The 17,807-nt window shown below is 58.6% G+C and carries 12 protein-coding genes and 1 pseudogene; 7 read left to right on the top strand and 6 right to left on the bottom strand.

The window, feature by feature from the left end; all coding sequences use genetic code 11:
- Positions 1–91 precede the first annotated feature (91 nt).
- The 5 genes from EJ076_RS09910 (at position 92) to EJ076_RS09890 (ending at position 7,499) form a co-directional block, all read left to right on the top strand.
- A complete protein-coding gene (locus tag EJ076_RS09910; protein WP_109671067.1) occupies positions 92–1,657 on the top strand; it encodes a recombinase family protein in 1,566 nt (521 codons plus the stop codon).
- Positions 1,657–2,544: a plasmid partitioning protein RepB C-terminal domain-containing protein gene (locus EJ076_RS09905; RefSeq protein ID WP_109671070.1), complete on the top strand. Its 888-nt coding sequence runs from the start codon at positions 1,657–1,659 to the stop codon at positions 2,542–2,544. Before EJ076_RS09910 ends, EJ076_RS09905 begins: the two co-directional genes overlap by 1 nt.
- Positions 2,541–3,443, top strand: a complete 903-nt coding sequence (locus tag EJ076_RS09900; protein ID WP_109671072.1) for a plasmid partitioning protein RepB C-terminal domain-containing protein — start codon at positions 2,541–2,543, stop codon at positions 3,441–3,443. The genes EJ076_RS09905 and EJ076_RS09900 overlap by 4 nt, the downstream gene beginning before the upstream one ends.
- Before the next feature lie 950 nt (positions 3,444–4,393).
- A complete protein-coding gene (locus tag EJ076_RS09895; protein WP_109671083.1) occupies positions 4,394–4,600 on the top strand; it encodes a hypothetical protein in 207 nt (68 codons plus the stop codon).
- Positions 4,601–4,850: 250 nt separating this feature from the next.
- Positions 4,851–7,499, top strand: a complete 2,649-nt coding sequence (locus tag EJ076_RS09890) for an EAL domain-containing protein (RefSeq protein ID WP_126070999.1) — start codon at positions 4,851–4,853, stop codon at positions 7,497–7,499.
- A 742-nt stretch (positions 7,500–8,241) separates the two neighbouring features.
- On the opposite strand, the gene EJ076_RS09885 is transcribed toward EJ076_RS09890, so the two are convergent.
- The 4 genes from EJ076_RS09885 to EJ076_RS09870 all read right to left on the bottom strand — a co-directional run bounded on the left by EJ076_RS09885 (position 8,242) and on the right by EJ076_RS09870 (position 12,857).
- Positions 8,242–9,519 carry a cytochrome P450 gene (locus tag EJ076_RS09885; RefSeq protein ID WP_109671093.1) on the bottom strand — a complete coding sequence of 426 codons (1,278 nt, stop codon included), beginning with the start codon at positions 9,517–9,519 and terminating at the stop codon, positions 8,242–8,244.
- Between the two features lie 12 nt (positions 9,520–9,531).
- Positions 9,532–10,734 carry a cystathionine beta-lyase gene (locus EJ076_RS09880; protein WP_109671095.1) on the bottom strand — a complete coding sequence of 401 codons (1,203 nt, stop codon included), beginning with the start codon at positions 10,732–10,734 and terminating at the stop codon, positions 9,532–9,534.
- A gap of 44 nt (positions 10,735–10,778) precedes the next feature.
- Entirely contained in the window at positions 10,779–11,804 is a 1,026-nt protein-coding gene (locus tag EJ076_RS09875) for an amino acid ABC transporter substrate-binding protein (RefSeq protein ID WP_245462989.1), read from the bottom strand.
- Between the two features lie 153 nt (positions 11,805–11,957).
- Complete coding sequence (locus tag EJ076_RS09870) at positions 11,958–12,857, bottom strand: isocitrate lyase/phosphoenolpyruvate mutase family protein (protein WP_206438779.1); 900 nt, start codon at positions 12,855–12,857, stop codon at positions 11,958–11,960.
- Positions 12,858–12,910: 53 nt separating this feature from the next.
- On the opposite strand from EJ076_RS09870, the gene EJ076_RS09865 reads away from it, so the two are divergent.
- Positions 12,911–13,819, top strand: coding sequence for a LysR family transcriptional regulator (locus EJ076_RS09865; protein ID WP_109671102.1), 909 nt, complete (start codon positions 12,911–12,913; stop codon positions 13,817–13,819).
- Between the two features lie 449 nt (positions 13,820–14,268).
- Here the strand turns inward: EJ076_RS09865 and EJ076_RS09860 are convergent.
- Both EJ076_RS09860 and EJ076_RS09855 read right to left on the bottom strand, forming a co-directional pair.
- Positions 14,269–14,472 (bottom strand): annotated as a pseudogene (locus EJ076_RS09860) (SAM-dependent methyltransferase); the annotation flags it as partial.
- A 57-nt stretch (positions 14,473–14,529) separates the two neighbouring features.
- Positions 14,530–14,994 (bottom strand): Lrp/AsnC family transcriptional regulator, encoded by a 465-nt coding sequence (locus EJ076_RS09855; protein WP_109671105.1) that lies wholly within the window; start codon positions 14,992–14,994, stop codon positions 14,530–14,532.
- A 129-nt stretch (positions 14,995–15,123) separates the two neighbouring features.
- On the opposite strand from EJ076_RS09855, the gene EJ076_RS09850 reads away from it, so the two are divergent.
- Complete coding sequence (locus EJ076_RS09850; RefSeq protein ID WP_109671107.1) at positions 15,124–17,517, top strand: transketolase; 2,394 nt, start codon at positions 15,124–15,126, stop codon at positions 17,515–17,517.
- Positions 17,518–17,807: the final 290 nt, after the last annotated feature.

Here is a 17,807-nt window from a genome sequence, read left to right as displayed (position 1 = left end):
GTGTCGGTCAATGTGTAACGGGATTGAAGCGTCATGCCGCTAGGGTCGCTGGTTCAAGCGAACGTTCAATCTGCCTTTTAGGCGCGGAGTGATGGAAGAGGCGCACACGGCCCGTCGACCTTCTGTAGACGCACAACGCGTGCGCGCAGCTCAGTACGTGCGAATGTCTACTGACCGCCAGAGCTTCTCGATCGACAATCAGAAGGATGCAATCCGCGCCTTCGCGGCTGCGATGAACTACGACATCGTAGCCACATACGAGGACGCTGGTCGCAGCGGCTTGAACCTTGAAGGTCGCGCCGGCTTGCAAAGGCTGTTGGCGGACGTCGAGACGAAGAACGCGGGTTTCGAAATCATCATCGTCTACGACGTGAGCCGCTGGGGGCGATTCCCGAACCCCGATGAGAGTGCGTCGTACGAGTACCGGTGTCGCGTTGCCGGAGTGCGAATTGAATACTGTGGCGAACAGTTTGCCAACGATGGCACCATCGCATCAGACCTGCTCAAGGCAATAAAGCGCACCATGGCGGCCGAGCACAGTCGCGTGTTGTCGGTCAAGGTGTTTGCCGGCCAGTGCAGGCTCATTCAAATGGGATACCGGCAAGGAGGGTCGTCCGGCCTGGGCCTGAGGCGCCGGCTCATCGACCAGCATGGGCGCACAAAGACCATGCTCGCTCTCAAAGAGTACAAGAGCCTCCAGACGGATCGGGTCATCCTCGTACCTGGACCACCTGATGAAATTGCTACGGTGCGCTGTATCTATAATGAATATGTGAAGGGTGGTCGGACCGAGCTACAAATTGCGCGGTCGTTGAATACCAAGGGAGTGGTCACCGATCTCAATCGATCGTGGAAACGCGAATCCATTCACCAGATACTCAGCAACGAAAAATATGTCGGCAACAACGTCTGGAATCGGCAGTCTTTCAAGCTCAAGCAAAGGAAGGTGACCAATGATACGACCAAATGGGTGCGCGCCGATGGTGTCTTTGAACCCATTGTAGACCGCAAACTGTTCGAACGGGCTCAAGTCATAGCCGACGCCCGCTCATCTAAGATGGGCAACAATCAGATGTTGGTTGTGCTCGCCGAACTTCTGAAGAAGCGCGGTACCCTCTCAGGCCCGATCATTGACGCGGCGGCTAATTGTCCGCCAAGCAGCCGCTACAGGAAAAAATTCGGCAGTCTGCTGCGAGCCTACAAGCTCGTTGGATACGATCCGTCTCAGAACTATCGGTTTCTTGATATCAGAAGGCGGCTTCGTGAGATCTTCGAAGAAGTCGTCCAAACGATAGTCGCGACCATTGAGCGGGCGGGCGGCTCTGCGGTGCGTCAGAGCGGTCTCGGCGTGCTTCGCGTCAATGATGAATTCACCGTATCCATTGCGATGGGTCGCTGTCGCAACACGCCATACGGCTATCCTCATTGGTTGGCCCCTGCGGAACGGGGTACCGCTGCGGACGTGAAAGTGGCCATCCGCATGAGCCCGGATAACCAGACGATCCTGGATTATCTGATTGCGCCAGCAAATGAGATTGGTGGAAAACCCTTAAACCGCGCCTTGAACAAGAGACTGGAGTTCAACACTTTCTTCTTCAAATCGCTGGATCCGCTGTTCGCCTTGGCCGAACGCAACGCCATCACGGCCGCTCGCTGATGGACGCCACCAACAGACCAATCTCGCTCCTGCGCCTGGACGCGATCAAAATTACCAACCCGCGCACGCGAGGCAAAAAATCCTTCCAGGATATTGTCGACAGCATCAAGAGCGTCGGCCTGAAGCGTCCCGTCACGGTGACGAAAAGCGATGTCGACGAAGGCGCCTTCACGCACGATCTGGTGTGCGGCCAGGGGCGGATCGAGGCCTTCAGGCTGCTTGGCCAGACCGAGATTCCCGCCTTTGTGATAGAGGCAACCAAGGCCGAAGCGCTGGTTAAAGGGTTGGTGGAAAATTGTGCTCGCCGGTATCATACCGCCTATGACCTTCTTCGCGATATCGGTCGGCTGAAAGAAAGCGGCTATTCGGACGCCGGCATCGCAGCAAAGATCGGTCTTTCGACCGAATATGTCAGAGGGGTTGCACGCCTTCTGTCACAAGGCGAACAGCGCCTTCTGCGGGCCGTCGACTCCGGCCAGATCCCGCTGTCGGTCGCAGTCGATATTTCCACCGCCGACGAGCCCGGTATCCAAGCGGTTCTTCAGCTTGCCTATAAAAAGAACCAGCTGCGTGGTCATAAGCTTGTGATAGCGCGCCGCTTGATTGAGAACCGCCGCAGGCGGGGGAAAGGCCTGGGAACGTTCCTGCCAGATCGCACGAAGACTCCTTCAGCATCAGCATTGATCAAGGCTTTCAAAGCGGACACGGACAGAAAACGCATTCTTGTCCGGAAAGCGGACGCAACGCGAAACCGCCTGCTGTTTGTGACCCACGCCTTGCGGCAACTGATGGCAGAAGAGGCATTCCAGGACCTTCTTGCGGCGGAAGGACTGAACACCCTTCCACGAAACCTGGCGGCCAGGATCAGCAGAGTTGAGCCCGCATGACCACACAGCACCCTACAATTCAGGACATAAAATCCGCTTTTGAGCGCGATACAATTCGCCTTCGGCTTGAAGACATCCAGCCGCTTCACCTGTTTACCGAAAGCGCCAGGGAAACTCCGAAATACCAACAGGTCAGGTCATCCGTTCGCGAGATCGGACTTGTGGAACTGCCCGTGGTCGCAAGGGACAAAGACACGCCGGGAAAGTACCTGCTGGTCGACGGCCACATGCGTATCGAGATCTTGCGCGAGATAGGCGCCACTGAGGTTGATTGTCTGGTGGCCAACGATGACGAGGCATTCACCTACAACAAACGGGTGAGCCGGCTCGCGACGATCCAGGAACACTTCATGATCCTGAAAGCCATCGACAGCGGCGTCCCTGAAGAGACCATCGCGAGAACCCTGAATGTCAACATCGCCCAAATCAGGCTTAAAAAACATCTGCTGAAAGGGATCTGTCGGGAAGCGGTCGACATGCTCAAGGACCGCTTCGTCCCGACCAACACATTCATCGAACTACGGAAGTTGGCCGCGGTGCGTCAGATCGAGGCGGCGCAACTGATGATCGCCATGAACAAATTCTCGATCAACTACGCAAAGTCCCTGGTCGGCGCGACCCCGCAGTCACAGCTTGCCGATACGTCGCAGCCGAAAAAGCTTGCCGGGCTGAGCGACGCGCAGATCGCATTGATGGAGAACGAGTCAACCAAACTCGATAAGGAATACCGGCTTGTCGAGGAGAGCTATGGATCTGACCATCTGGATCTGGTGGTGGCCACGGGGTATCTCAGCCGGCTGCTGGAGAACGCCCGCATTGTTCGATATCTTGCGCAGAGTTTCCCGGAGATTCTTTCTGAATTTCAGAAAATGACCAATGCTGCCCGAACGCCTGTCTAGCGTCTGCGAAGAGGCATTCCCACTGACAACGTCAGCAATCCGCCGGACATGAGGAGGATGCCTCCCTGCTGCTGGTTTTCCAGTGGGGACTTGGTAATGCCGCAACTCGGGGGGCGCATACCGAAACCCCAGCCTGTAGAAAACGGCGCCCATCTGCCACATCTATGCGCATTTCGGTGATCGGGCGCCCAAGAAAATGTTTATCTTTTTGCGTCACACTTGAGGCCCGTAAAATGGCAACTGTAGATAATAGTTCATGCAAAGCGTTGTTAAGTTTTTGCCTGAAAAGGTGCACGGTAACAAGTTGACACTTGCCGTCTTCGTTTCTGCACTGATCATATGCGCTGTAGGCGGATGGGCCTACTCCAGCGGTCATAGCGCTGGCCGGGTATCTCAATTGAGGGACCAGGTGTCGTCTTATAACCGGCGGATGGGCCTGGACGACAATTCGAACGGTTTGGGCCAAGTCATTCTTTGCCAGGAACTCGGCGGGATGCTCGACGAGTGTGAGAGGATCGGCCGGTGACCCTATGTCCAACTCAGGGTGCCGGCTCGTATGTAGCCCAGGGCTGACAGTTGGCCCGACTGGCGCCGACCTGCCCATTTCCAATAGCGGAGCCGTTTCGTTTCCGCTTGCCAAGGTCATCACGGAGAAGCGGCGCAAAGCGGCCCTTCAAAAGACGTTGCTGAGCTCAACCGAAACGCGTTTATAAGCGACTTGGCCTCTGCCCGGAAATCAACCGTTTTCAGGACATCGGCGAACTAGTCCCTCATTTGCCCTCGCTGAACGCAGTTTTCGTTCGGAAACTTATGTCGCGATATCAAATGTCTCGAAAACGCGCGGGGGACGGGTACTCAATGCAACCGTCGCCGCTCGATGAATCCAATGCAGCGTCATTAAACTCACCTCGTGCCATCGCGTCGAAGTGGGCTGGGCCCGGGGTGAGACATTGCGGGCGCTGAAGCGGCTCATTGCCGCCGACAACATGACACAGAAAGAGAATGCCAAGACTGAAGCCGAGCTCGCGATCGCGCGTGCCATGGTACGCGCCGGCAAGCCGCTTTATCTTCATCTCAGTGCGTCCGCGACCAGCGCTGGCACCATGCCTGATCCCATCGAAAACGCCTTGCGACAAAAGATCGTCGAAGTTAGATAACGCACTCCTCCGATGTCTGTAGCGGACACGGAGCACTGAAGCCCTTTGTCGAAGTCGTCTGGCGCCATTCCATCAAAAAAAGCCAACCGGAAGAAACCCTGACGTACTGGCCGCCTCCAGTATTTGCCTAACCGGCAAAGAAATGTCTTTCTAAACTTTGAGTAGGCGAACCAAGATTCGATTAAGTTCGCTCTGATAGCCTTGGCCAATCGGAAGCTTGGCCGATCGAGATTCCACCTTGCCATTTGCAATGCAGCAGCGCTTCCGCACCTTGATGACCTGGACCAGTCTTCCGGCAGTGATTGCCCTCGTCGTGCTGTTGATCGCTGGATTTTTTGCCGACCATCAAAACAGCGTCGTTGCCGAGCAGGCAATGCGCGTTGACGTTGCGAAGGAGATGAACCTCATCCGCGCCAATCTCGAGGGCAACGTCAATGGGGATCTCCAATTGGCGCGCGGCCTGATCGCGACGATCGTTACCGAACCGAATATGAGCCAAGCCCGCTTTGCCAAGCTGGCAGAGAGCATCTTTCGCGAGAAGACACATCTCAGAAACATTGGCGCGGCCCCTGGCCTGGTCATTTCGTTGATGTATCCGATGGAAGGCAATGAAAAGGTCGTTGGACTGGACCTTAGTAAGGATGAAGAGCAGCGTGAAGCGGTACTTCGGGCACGCGATTCCAGACGACTGGTGTTGGCCGGACCAGTAGAACTCAAACAAGGCGGTCAGGCATTCATCGGGCGATTCCCCGTCTTCCTCGACCGTGACCGCCCAACCGAGACGTTCTGGGGCATAGTGGCTGCGGTAATCGACATTCAAAAACTGTACGAGGACAGCGGTCTTTTAGACAAGAAACTGCCGATCGAGATCGCCCTGACGGGAAAAGACTCTCTCGGCCAAAGCGGCGCGCGATTTTACGGTCCCGCGCACGTGATCGAAAGCAATCCCGTCACAGCCGAGGTGCGGCTGCCGACAGGATCGTGGCAGATTGCTGCTATTCCCAAGGGTGGTTGGAGTGCTACGCCCCGCAACGCCTGGATTTTGCGACTGGCAATGCTCATCGGCGGCGCACTGGTCGTGGTTCCCATAGTCATTGCAGGGCGGCTTCTCGAGCAACGGCGTAAGCACTACGCCGATCTGCGCCGCAGCGAACGACGGCTTGCACAGCTTTCGGAGAGGCTGGAACTCGCGCTTGACGCCTCGCAAATTGGCGTCTGGGAGCAGGATCTCGACTCAGACATCATATTTTGGGACGACCGCCTGAACGAAATTTATGGAAAGCCGGCAGATGGCGAACCGAGGTCCTTCGAAGAGTGGTCAAGATCGATCCACATCGACGATCTTGAGCAGGCCAAGCTGGATTTCAAGCAAGGGATCGCGACGGGTCTGTACTCCTCAGAATATCGTGTCGTGCTTCCCAATGGAATTGTTCGACATCTTCGCGCGCGTGCCAAAAGTTACAGTGATGATACCAAGCACAAAATGGTCGGAGCAGAATGGGACGTGACGGCGGATGTGGCCCTGACGCGGGAGTTGGAGCAAGCAAAGGACCTCGCCGAAACGAGAAATGCTGAGCTCGAGGCGGCGACGGCGCGCAATGAGTATGCAGCGCTTCACGATACGCTGACCGGCCTTCCAAATCGCCGCTACCTCGACATCATGCTTGACAGCCACGCCGCCACAGGTTCAACCGCCGGCCGCGGCGCCGCGCTTCTGCATCTTGATCTCGATCGTTTCAAACAGATCAATGACACACTCGGCCACGCTGTCGGGGACGCCGTGCTGATCCATACCGCAAAGGTGCTGACATCGACTGTTCGGCCAGCCGATTTCGTTGCCCGAGTCGGAGGCGATGAGTTTGTCGTAGTCTGCAGCAGCGATATCTCGATTGACCAACTCAGCCAACGGGCCGATGGCATTCTACAGAGATTGCGACAGCCAGTGCCCTACAAAGACCACCAATGCCGTATCGGGGTCAGCGTCGGCATCGCGGTCGATGCGGACGGTGCTGTCGACGGCCCGCGCCTGATGGTCAACGCGGACATAGCGCTCTACCGGGCAAAGAGCCGCGGACGCAATCGATATGAGTTCTTTACCCAAGATCTCCAGTCTGAGATCGTTCGGACCAAACGGGTCGCCGATGAGATCCTTGCAGGCCTGGAACGTAACGAATTCGTTCCCCATTACCAGCTGCAGTTCGACGCAAAAACACTGGAGGTTGCGGGCGTTGAGGCGCTCGCGCGCTGGAACCATCCGACCGGCGGACTTCAGACGCCGGCCGAGTTCCTGAAGATTGCGGAAGAGTTGGATGTCGTTGCGATTATTGACCGGCTGATACTCGAGCAAACCCTTCACGACTTTGATCAGTGGCAGAGAGCCGGGCTGCTGATGCCGCGCGCTTCTGTCAACGTCTCTGCGAGGCGGCTGCAGGATGAGGAACTGATCAACAGCCTGACGTCGCTTTCAATAAAACCAGGAACCCTTTCGTTCGAGCTTCTAGAGTCAATTTTTCTCGACGACAATGATGAGCTTATGGTCTGGAACGTCAACCAGATCAAGGAACTTGGTATCGACATCGAAATTGACGATTTTGGCACCGGCCACGCGTCGATTGTCAGCGTGATGAAACTTCAGCCGCGACGGCTGAAAATTGCACGCCAGCTAATCGGCCCAGTCGCCGAGTCAGCCCAGCAGCGAGAGGTCGTTCAATCGATTGTGCAGATTGGCAGATCTTTGGGAGTGGAAGTCATCGCCGAAGGTGTCGAGACGATGCGGCAGGCCGAGATCCTTAAGGATTTGGGCTGCGACATCCTGCAAGGCTATGGGCTGAGCCGGCCGGTGAGCGCACACGGCATCATGGAGTTCTTAAGCGGCCGTCGAAGGCGCACAGCATCCTGAGATCGACGCACATCGGCGACGAGTACGTCCACGGAAAGAGGATGACCGCAGCGGGCACTCGCATCCAATGAACAATCGGCAGGGTGCCTCCAAGGCGCTTATTATGGACGGCGCTGGTGCATTGAGCCTATAGCGGCTGAAGCAGACTTTGTAGTGATTTCAGCGGACGCGCTCGGAGATTGGCCTCGCGATCCGCATGTTGCGATTGGCGATGGCGATGTGAATGGCTATCTCGTTCTGCTGCGACCCGAGGGTCCGGGACGCCAGGCATCCGCCGTTGATCCTCTTGACGCGTGAAATTGCGGTTTCGAAGAGGGAGCGTTTGCCGTAACCGTGTCGCTTCTGCCAGGCCATTCGACCATGTCGCGCGATCTCGGCAGCATGACGTTCCCGCTCGCTGCCGCCGTGAGGTTCGCCCTTGTCCGAGATCGATGGTCTGCACGGCGGTGCTGGATGGCAGAGCCGGCGGATTGGGTGACCTTATCAAGCGCCTCGGCGACCTGACACTCGCCGAGGCATGTGGAAACATGAGCGGCTTTGTAATGGATCCGTCGTGGCATGAACTCAACAGGCGGTTGCGGAACGGCTTGATCGCGCCGACTGACGAGGAAGGGAAGTCCTCCTGAATTGGCCCTGCTTTGCGCAAAGTCACAAAGCGTCTTTGCTTGACGCTGCACGCGAGGGCCAGGGAAAACACAGCGATCGACAGAGCGGTCAAGCCACTCGAACGCTTGCCGGGGACCTAGACACTGAAAACAGGCATCCGGACATGCGCTGAGTGTCGGTAGGAAACCCGTTCCTCAAGGCCTTCGCAAACGACCCCTCGACCAAGCAGATGGCTCAGGGCGATCTCGGCGATCGTCGTCGCTAGCACAGCACTGGGGCAGGCATGCACGCCGGCGCCGAACTCCAGATATCGTCTGTTGTCGCGAAACATGTCGAAGCGATCAGGATCAGGATTGAGCGCCGGATCGCGGCTGGCCGCGGCCAAGGTGACGATGATCATGTCATTCGCCTGCATCGCTTGCCCGGCGACGACGCCATCGCGGGCCACGAAGCGAAGGGTGCTGTGCGTTGTCGGATCGAACCGCAGCACCTCCTGAATAGCCTGCCCAAGCAGTGCGCGATCGCCACGGACAGCCGCCAACGCATCGGGATGGCGTGCCAGCGCGACAAGCGTCGAACCGATCAGCGCGGAGGTTCCGGCAAAGCCTTGCGCCATCAGCCCTATGCCGTTGGCGATCACCAGATCCGCATCCAACCGGCCTGAACGGGCCGCTTGCCGCGACAACGTGGCAAAGAGCGAACCGTCATCGTCGCGCAGAGCCTCAAGCATGCCGCGAAACAGGCCGAGAAGCTTGGCCGAACTGTCGGCCCCGGCTTGCAGAATGGCAGGGGTGAACTTGGGAACACCCGTAACAGCGGCCGTTGCAGCCGCGCCATAGTCGCCCATCCAGCGTGAGACGTCCGAAAAGCTGGCGGCTGGAATCCCGAGCAGGCTCATGATGATTTGTGCCGGCAAGGCAGAAACAAACCGGTTCAGCCGCTCGCTATCTTCCTCGGGTTTGATCGTTGCCGCCAGGTCCTTCGCCAGATCATTCGCGAGGTCAGTGACACGTCGTTCGTTCAAGCCTTCGAGCGTGGTCGTCACCGTGCTTTTCAACGGACAGTGAATCTCCCCATCGTTCATCCGCACGAGGCGGCTGAAAATCTCGGCGACAGGCGTACCGATCAGCGGCTCGGGCACCGGGCTGACCGCCGGCCTCGTCAGGCAAAGCGGGCTGGTCAGCACAGCGTTCACCGCCGCCGCGCTGACGGCGACCCATGGTCCGGCCGGCCCCTCTCGATAAATCGGCTCGCCGGACACCAGGCGCGCATAGAAGGGATAGGGATCCGCGTGCGCCGCCGCTGCCCGCACGTGTGTGGGCTCATCGGTGACCATGCCGTTCGGCATGACCGAACCACGGCTCACTGTGTTGAGCGGGTCGGATGTGTCGGCATTGTCCCGTGGGCTCACCATGTCGAATCTCCTTCATAAAACCGATTGATCAGCGCCTGGCTGGCCCGTGCATCTTGCCGCTCTCAATCCACGCGCCAGATCCTGCTTGAGGTCCTCAATGTCCTCGAGGCCGATTTGCAGGCGGATCAGCGGGCCCTCGAAATCGCCAGCGGCGACGGTTCGATCCGCGAGATCGACCTGCATGGCGAGGCTACTGTAGCTGCCCCACGAAAAGCCCAAGCCGAATATCTTCAGCGCATCGAGAAATGCGTGCGCCTGCGAGCCACCTGCGAGAACAATCGAAAAGACCCCGCTTGCGCCGAAGAAATCGCGTTTCCAGATGGCATGGTCTGGATGGCTCGAAAGGCCCGGATGAAGCACGCGCGCAATGCCCGGCTGATGCTCGAGCCACGACGCGATCTCGAGTGCGCTTTTCTGATGATGGGCGAGCCGCACTCCCATCGTCCGCAGACCACGCAGAACCTGATAGGTGTCATCGGGCGCGGCGGGAATCCCGAGCGCCAGGAACATCTCCCAGAGCCGTGGCAAGGTGGCGGCATTGGCGGAGACCGTGCCAAGCAGCAGGTCGGCATGGCCACCCGGATATTTCGTCGCCGCATGGATCGAGATATCGACGCCATGCTCGAGCGGCCGAAAGAACAGCGGCGTCGCCCAAGTGTTGTCCATCATCACCACGGCATTGCCGGCATGAGCGGCTCTGGCGATTACCGGAATGTCCTGCACTTCGAATGTGTTGGAGGCCGGAGACTCGGTGAAGACGACCTTGGTGTTGGATCGCAAAAGCCGTTTGATGCCGGCACCGATGCGCGGCGCGTAATACTCGACCTCTACGCCCATGCGGCTCAGCACGAGATCGGCGAACTGGCGGGTCGGTGCATAGACGGAATCCGTGATCAGCGCGTGATCGCCGACCGACAGAAAGGCCAGCATTGGCAGGGCGACGGCTGCCTGGCCCGACGGAACCAGGACCGTGCCGGCTGAGCCTTCCAACGTGTCGATGGCACGGCAAAGTGCCTCGGTGGTCGGCGTTCCGTGTGTTCCGTAGATGTACTTCTGGTCTCGCTTCGCCATCGTTTGAGCGTCGGGGAACAACACTGTCGATGCATGCACCACAGGCGGATTGACGAACCCGAAATAGCCACTCGGCTCGTAGCCGATATGCGCCAGCCGCGTGTTGATACCCACCGGTGTCGGACATTTTCCGTCAGGCGTCATCCGGTCTCTCGGCGGTTGCGCGGCTGGAATTGTGACCTGCGGCATCAGCGCAGAGGCGGCGCATATTGCAGACCGCCATTGGTCCACAAGGCGTTGATGCCACGGGCGATCTTCAATGGGCTCCCGGCGCCGACATTGCGTTCGAAAACCTCACCATAGTTGCCGACATGCTTGACGATGCGGGCAACCCAGTCGCTGTCGAGACCAAGCTCCGCGCCCAGCTTGCTGTCCGCCTCCTGGCCGAGCACACGCTTCACCTCGGGATTGCCATTGACTTTCATGTCATCGACATTGGCCTGGGTGATGCCCAGTTCCTCTGCCGTCACCATCGCGTAGTGCGTCCAACTGACGACATCGAACCACTTGTCGTCGCCCTGTCGGACCGCCGACCCGAGCGGCTCCTTGGAAATGACCTCGGGAAGAACAATGTGGTCGGCGGGATTGGCGAGCGTCAGCCGAACGCTGTACAATGCCGACTGGTCGATGGTGACGACATCGCAGCGTCCGGAGTCATACGCGGCCTGGATTTCCTCGAGCTTTTCAAAGACGACGGGGGTGTATTCGATCTTGTTGGCCTTGAAGTAATCGGCAACATTCAGCTCGCTGGTCGTGCCCGTCTGGATACAGACCGAAGCGCCGTCCAACTGCCGGGCCGACTTTACCCCGGGCAACTTCGCGGAATTGATCATGAAGCCTTGGCCGTCATAGTAGTTGACGGCGCGGAAATTCAGGCCAAGGGCAGTGTCGCGGCTGAGCGACCAGGTGGTGTTGTATTGCAGGATGTCGACCTCGCCCGACTGAATGGCCGTAAACCGCTCCTTGGCCGACAAGGGAGAGAATTTCACCGCCTTGGGATCATCGAAAATCGCAGCCGCGACAGCGCGGCAAAGATCGACGTCGAGACCGGACCACTCGCCCTTGTCATTGGGCGCCGAGAACCCGGAGACGCCTGTGCTGACGCCGCATTTGACGAAGCCGGCGGCCTTGACGTTATCAAGCGTATCCGCGGCCGCCGGCATCGCATATGCAAGCAGTGGCACAGCAAGCACCAGCTTCAGCAATTCGGTCATTTCCATTCTCCCAATTTTGTTGTGTTGAATCCATGGATCTTCGATCGGTGCATCGCGGCCGCCGATCCCGGAATTCGTTCTGGTTCTGCCTTGCGTGAATTGGCGATGGCACGAAGGAAGCCGCGCCGGCGATGCGATCACCCGATGTTCCGGTCACCTTGAGAAAAGAGCGTTCAACTCCTGCTGGCCAATCTGGTCGGCCGCAAAATTGATGGTGCCCTGATCGCACAATTCGCGGACGCTTCGGCGCACAAGGCCAAGTGCTGAGCGCGCTATGCTGCCACCGAGGCTGACGCGTTTCACACCGATGTCGAGCAACACCGGCACACTTAAGGGAACGGTGCCCCAACCGATGACAATATTGACCGGACCATTGATTTCGCGGACCAAGGTCTTGATCGTGTCCAGATCGTTGGGACCGCAGGGATACACACAGTCGGCCCCCGCCTCGAGAAACAGGTTCGCCCGCCTTATAGCTGTCTCCAGCGGATCGGGCACCCCGACAAGGAATGCATCGATCTTGGCGTTCAGGACAAAGGCGCCGCCGCTTGCCTCGATCGCAACTCTCGCTGCCCTTATGCGCTCGACCGCAAGCCCCTCCTCGTAAAGGCCTTCGGTACGAGGGTTGTTGTCCTCAATGTTGCCGCCAGCCAGGCCCACTGCGATGGCAAGCCTTATCGTTTCGGCAACCGATTGCGTATCGCGGCCGTAGCCGTCCTCGAGATCGCCATTCACCGGCAAGACAATGGCGTCGACGATCTGCCGAAGCCGTTGGAACATTTCTTCGCGCGTCAGCGCGCAGCCCGCATCGCGAATGTCAAAGTCGGGCTTGCCGAGCGAGAAGGCGATCCCGGCACTTGTGGTGCCGATTGCCTGGACGCCGCCTTCCGCCAGAACGACCGCGCTTCCCGCGTCCCATGCATTGGGCATAACGAAACCACGCTCGGTGGAGTGTAGCGCCTTGAACGCTTTCGCCTTGTCGATCTGTGTGGCCATGAGCGTACCTCCTCCGCAATGCACAAGCGAGGACACTGCTATTTGGCTTGCCGGCATTCGTCCAATTTCTAATATTTGTCTAGGACATAGATTTTATTTATAGCGAAGAGATGGATGCTGAAGCACTGAACACATTCCTGACCGTTTACCGGCAACGTGGTTTTTCGAACGCGGCCCGCGTTTTGAACCGAACGCAGCCGGCCATCTCGCACCGTATCAGTCTGCTGGAACAGGAACTTGGCATACCGCTCTTCGAACGCATGTCCACCGGCATCGCGCTGAGCCAGGCCGGGCGCGTCTTGCTACCCTATGCGGAGCGCGCGCTTGCTGCCCTTCAGGACGCCGAGACAGCGGTACTGGCACTCAAGACCGAGAATGCCGGCCCTTTGTCACTGGCGGCCGTGGGCACTCTGGCCAGCACCAGCCTTACCGGCATCCTGAAGCGGTTTGCCGCCAGCCATCCTTCCGTCGACCTTGCGTTGCAGACGGTCCGCAGCACCGAAGTTAGCGATCTGGTACGGCGTGGCGAAGCCACCATTGGCATTCGTTATGACCGGGATCGCTCACCAGACCTGCAATATGATTGCCTCGGCGCGGAAAAATTGCTGGTCGTCTGCTCGACAGACCATGCCTCGGCCGGCAGTTCGATCAAGTCACTCGCCGGATTGGTCGACGAGCGGTGGATAGCCTTTCCGGAAATCCCGGGACAGCGCGAGATCTGGGCCTCGCATGTGTTCAGCATTTTCCAGACGCTTGGGCTCGGTGAAGTCGACTGGACCCCTGTGGACAGCCTGACTGCGCAGAAGCGTCTCGTAGAAGCAGGCTTTGGTCTCGCCTTGATGACTGAAAGTGGTGTCGCCGAAGAACGCGCCGCCGGAACGCTCGCCACGATCGATGTAAGGGATTTGACGCTTACCATTCCGATTTTCATCGTTACGCGTCGAGGTGGATTCCTGAGTGCAGCCGCCAGCAGGTTGCACGAACTGCTTAGCACGGACTATCTCGGCCGCGATCTTTGAAAAATCTCGGCGGCGCCCCCTGAGCCCAGTTGTACATGCCATGGATGCACCGAGTAGGAGGGTGGGCGGCTTGGACGTCCAGACTTTCATTTCTGAACAACCCGCCTATTTTGTGCGACCATCGTCGTCCAGATCAAAGGCGCACGACCCTGCTATCAACAAGGTTCTCGCGAGCCACTCGCATCACGAGGAGCAGTTGCCGAGATACGATTTGACTTCGTCACCGCTACCGATCTGCGAGCAGATCGGTAGCGGACAAGGCACCTCTCGCCGGGGGTGGCGGTCCCGCGTCCCGCCTGTGGCGGCGCTTCTCTAATCGGCGGGGTGAGGTCAAGCTCTTTTCGAGCTTTTTTCTGGGCGGGACGAGGCAAGATCATCGTCCGCAGTCGGCCCTTTCCAGTCATTCGATTTCCCGTCGCCCAGACAAGGAGGCTGGGCGACGGGTGGGGTCAACGCTTGTGCGCCGAAACCAGCATCATCATCGGTCGCTCCAGCTCTTCGGCCAGCTCCGGTATCTCCGCGATCTGTTCAGGCGTGGGCGCAAACTCTTCCAACCGGCGCAACTCGAACCCCGTGCCGATCAGCGTGTTGAGCGTGGTGGCCAAGGTTCGATGGTGCTTCAGCACGCCTTTTGCGAACCAGTCAGTGAACCTTACTAGTTGCGGCTCTGGGAGTGCGCGACCTCGGCTAGACTTTGGTGCCGCAGATTCCTATTCTAAGGGAAGCACCTCGGAACGCTTGACCTGATCAAGGGCGAAGCTCGTTTCGATCGAGGCGACGCCGTCCAAACGCGTGAGTTTGTCCTTGATGAACCGCTCGTACGCTTCGAGGTCGCGCACTACGATGCGCATCAGATAGTCGCGCTGCCCAGTCATGAGGTAGCAGTCCACTACCTCCGGCCAACGCGCCACGGCGAGCGCGAACCGGTCAAGATCTTCTTCGCGCTGCCGCTCGAGCTTGATCGATGCGAAGGCACTGATGGGCAGGCCGACCTTCTTCTGGTCTATTACTGCCGTGTATCCTTTGATCACGCCAGAATCTTCCAATAAGCGCACACGCCGGGCGCAGGGAGACGGCGACAAACCGACGCGATCAGACAGTTCATTGGCCGTGATCTTGCCGTTGCCTTGGATCGCCGCGATGATTTTCCTGTCAATCTCGTCCAACCCGCGCACTAGCTGATTTCCTTCACCATAAGTGTCAAATTGGTGAAAGCAGCTAAATGATCGCCAGGTCAAAGGCAAGTTTGGTTACATCTCGTGTTTGAAGAGGTTTAGGCTCTGCCCCTCTCAAGGGACCTGATCATGACAGCGCAACGCCTTTCCATCCTTGCCGAACTTGAGCGCAAAGTGCTGTGGCTCGCAATCTGGACGATCCACAATGCCAACCATCTGCGCGACAATGGCGACGGGTTGAAGGTCGGGGGTCATCAAGCGTCTTCGGCCTCGCTGAACACGATCCTGACTGCCCTCTATTTCTCCATTCTGCGACCTGAGGACAGGGTTGCGGTGAAACCGCATGCCAGCCCGATCTTCCACGCAATCCAATATCTGTTCGGCAATCAGACTCGGGAGAAGCTTGAGAATTTTCGCGGCTTCAACGGCGCGCAATCCTATCCATCGCGCACCAAGGACGTCGACGACGTCGATTTCTCCACCGGTTCGGTCGGGCTCGGCGTGGCGCAGACACTTTTCTCCTCGCTGGTGCAGGATTGCATTCGCGCAAAAGGCCTCGGGACCAGCCGTCCCGAAGGCCGCATGGTGGCATTGATCGGCGACGCCGAGATGGATGAAGGCAACATCTTCGAGGCTCTGCTCGAAGGCTGGAAGCATGGTCTTCGCAACACATGGTGGATCGTCGACTACAACCGGCAAAGCCTTGATGCGGTGGTACGCGAGGGACTATGGGCGAGGTTCGAGTCCATGTTTCGCAACTTCGGCTGGGATGTTGTGATCCTGAAACACGGGATGCTTCAACAGGCGGCGTTCGCCGAACCTGGCGGCGAGAAGCTGCGCGAATGGATCGACGCCTGCCCCAACCAACTCTACTCCGCTTTGGCTTTCCAAGGTGGGGTGGCGTGGCGCAAGCGCCTGTTCGATGACCTCGGCGATCAGGGTGACGTCTCACGACTGATCGAGAGACGCAGTGACGATGATCTCGCGCGGCTGATGAGCAATTTGGGTGGCCACGACCTGCCATCGATTCTCGATGCGTTCGAGCAGGCGAGAACGCATGACCGCCCGACCTGCTTTATCGCATACACCATCAAGGGTTTCGGTCTTCCGCTCGCTGGACACAAGGACAACCATGCCGGACTGATGACGCCTACCCAAGTCGATACGCTGCGCAAGTCGATGAAGGTGCGCGAGGGCCGCGAGTGGAGCCCGTTCGAAGGCCTCGCTACACCGGAAGCCACGCTGAGAGACTTTCTTGCCGGCGTGCCGTTTGTGCAGTCCGGCCGCCGCCGCTACATTTCTCCGATCATCGATGTCCCTGAGCGGCTCGAATTCGGCGCCCAACCCTCGATGTCGACGCAGCAGGGTTTCGGGCTGCTGATGCATGAGATCGCCAAGGGCGACACGAAATTCGCCAGCCGTGTTGTAACCACCTCTCCAGACGTAACGGTATCAACCAATCTTGGTGCCTGGGTCAACCGCCGAGGCCTCTTCGCTCGCGAGGAAATGGCCGATCTGTTCAAGGTGGAGCGCATTCCTTCGACATATAACTGGACCTTCTCGCCAAAGGGACAGCATCTGGAACTTGGCATCGCCGAGATGAACCTGTTCATCATGCTGTCGGCACTTGGCCTGTCGCATTCGATTTTCGGTGAGCGCCTGCTGCCAGTGGGTACGCTCTACGATCCGTTCATCGAACGCGGGCTCGATGCGCTGAACTATGCCTGCTATCAGGACGCCCGCTTCATGCTGGTGGCAACGCCGTCTGGCGTTACCCTCGCACCGGAAGGCGGCGCGCACCAGTCGATCGCCACGCCGCTGATTGGCATGGCCCAGGACGGCCTGGCGAGCTTCGAACCTACCTTCGTCGACGAGCTTGCCGTGATAATGCGCTGGTCGTTCGAATACATGCAGCGGTCGGGCGAAACGGAATCGGATAAGGTGACGTGGCTCCGCGACGCAACCGGCGGTTCTGTCTATCTCCGCCTATCCACGCGCTCGATCGAGCAGCCGAAACGCGTCATCACGCCCGAGTTGGAGAACGAGATTCTCAACGGGGCCTACTGGATGCGCAAACCCGGTCCCAATGCTCAGATCGTCGTTGCCTACACCGGCGCAATTGCGCCGGAAGCGATCGAAGCGATAGGCCTGATGGCGGAGGATCGCCGCGACGTAGGCCTTCTCGCCGTGACTTCGGCCGACAGACTCAACGCGGGCTGGACCGCGGCGCAGCGCGCCCGCGACAACGGCCTTTCACAAGCACGCAGCCACATAGAGCGGCTTTTGGAAGGCTTGCCCTCGCATTGCGGCATCGTCAGCGTCATCGACGGCCACCCGGCAGCCTTGGCCTGGCTTGGATCCGTGCACGGTCACCGCACACGCGCGCTGGGTGTTGAGCACTTTGGCCAAACCGGCACCATCGCAGACCTCTACCGCCATTTCGGCATTGATGCTCGTGGCATCGTCGCCGCGGCTGAGGCGCTGACACCTGGCCGACCGATCAGGAATTTGCGGGTGGTCTAGTCGGGTGCCTCGTTTGCCTGTCCGCAGCTCATTGCGCGACCGGATGAAGGTGACCACTGATTATGGCGCGCCGGCGACCCAACAGTTCAAAAACCGCCACGAGTTGACTGGACTGGACTACGCCTGATCATCAAGGGCACGGAAAAAAGGAGGCGCAACAGATAACGTTACTCCATTTGATGGGGTTACGCCGAGCGAAAGACCGCTCGCTGCATTGATGTCGCGGGAAAGACGGGCCCGGTTGCACTGCTATCGCAAAGTTGGTTCTGGGCCTGGGCGCATCCCACCTA

Origin of the sequence: Mesorhizobium sp. M7D.F.Ca.US.005.01.1.1 (assembly GCF_003952545.1) — a bacterium.
In the GTDB taxonomy this organism is placed as follows: domain Bacteria; phylum Pseudomonadota; class Alphaproteobacteria; order Rhizobiales; family Rhizobiaceae; genus Mesorhizobium; species Mesorhizobium loti.
The sequence above is the reverse complement of the archived record's forward strand: the minus strand, read 5'-3'. Positions and strand labels throughout refer to the sequence as shown.